General features: G+C 68.8%; 2 protein-coding genes. Both read left to right on the top strand.

Annotated features, from left to right (window positions below):
- A partial coding sequence (locus tag AB0H81_RS44910; RefSeq protein ID WP_358388762.1) for a potassium transporter TrkG occupies nucleotides 1-1037 on the top strand: 1037 nt, incomplete at its 5' end.
- A partial coding sequence (locus AB0H81_RS44905; protein WP_358388759.1) for an NAD-binding protein occupies nucleotides 1030-1316 on the top strand: 287 nt, incomplete at its 3' end. The genes AB0H81_RS44910 and AB0H81_RS44905, both read left to right, overlap by 8 nt.

The following is a 1316-nucleotide window of genomic DNA, read 5'->3' as shown; positions in this document are numbered from 1 at the left end:
GTCTCGTCCTGCGGGCCAGGATCTTCGCGCAGGCCGAGACGAAGACCCTGAGCATGGCGGACGTGCGGCACGTGGTGCGCAAGGTGGTCCTGTTCAGCCTCGTCTGCGAGACGGCCACGGCGGTGGTTCTCACCGGCCGGTTCCTCATCGGTCATGGCGAGCCGTTCGGCCGCGCCGTCTACCTGAGCGTCTTCCACGCGATCTCGGCCTTCAACAGCGCCGGTTTCGCGCTGTGGCCCGACAGCCTGATGCGGTTCGTCGCCGACCCGTGGATCTGTCTGACCATCGCCGCCGCGGTCATCGTGGGCGGTCTCGGCTTCCCGGTGGTGTTCGAGCTGCTGCGGGGCTGGCGGCGGCCCAGTCGCTGGTCGGTCCTGACCAGGATCACCGTCGGCGTCACCCTGATCCTGCTGACCGGTGGCACGCTGGTCTTCATGGCCACCGAATGGGACAATCCCCAGACGCTGGGCGCCCTCGACGATTCGGGCAAGGTCCTGGCCGCGTTCTTCACCGCCGTCATGCCACGTTCGGCAGGGTTCAACATCGTGGACATCGCCGACATGCACCCCACGAGCTGGCTGGCCACCGACCTGCTGATGTTCATCGGCGGTGGCAGCGCCAGCACCGCGGGCGGCATCAAGGTCACCACGTTCGGGCTGCTGGCCTTCGTCATCTGGGCCGAGATACGCGGCGAGGGGGAGGTCACCGTCGGGCATCGCAGCATCTCGCAGGCCACCCAGCGTCAGGCCATCTCGATCAGCCTCATCAGCGTGGCGCTGGTGGTCCTGTCCACGTACGCGCTGCTCGCCCTGACCCCGCACAGCCTGGATGCGGTGCTGTTCGAAGCGGTCTCGGCGTTCGGCACCGTGGGCCTGTCCACCGGTGTCACCGCGGACATCGCCCCGGCCGGCCAGGTCCTGCTCGTGCTGCTCATGTTCATCGGCCGGACCGGTCCGCTCACCCTGGGCTCCGCCCTCGCGCTGAAGGACCGCACCCGCCGCTACCAACTCCCGGAGGAGAGGGTCATCGTTGGCTGACAGGACAACCGATCCGGTCGTCGTGATCGGGCTGGGCCGGTTCGGCAGCTCGCTCGCCGTCGAGCTCACCCGGCGCGGCACCGAGGTACTGGCCATCGACAACCGCGCCAAGGTGGTGCAGAGCCTGTCCGGCCAGATCACCCACATCGCCACCGCCGACTGCACCGACATGCAGGCGCTGCGCCAGCTCGGCGTGCCCGACTTCTACCGTGCCGTCGTCGGGATCGGCGGCGACCTGGAGGCGAGCATCCTGACCGCGTCGCTGCTCGTGGAGCTGGA

It is taken from the genome of Nonomuraea sp. NPDC050691, from assembly GCF_040654455.1.
GTDB lineage: Bacteria > Actinomycetota > Actinomycetes > Streptosporangiales > Streptosporangiaceae > Nonomuraea.
This window is presented reverse-complemented; position numbering and strand designations above follow the sequence as displayed.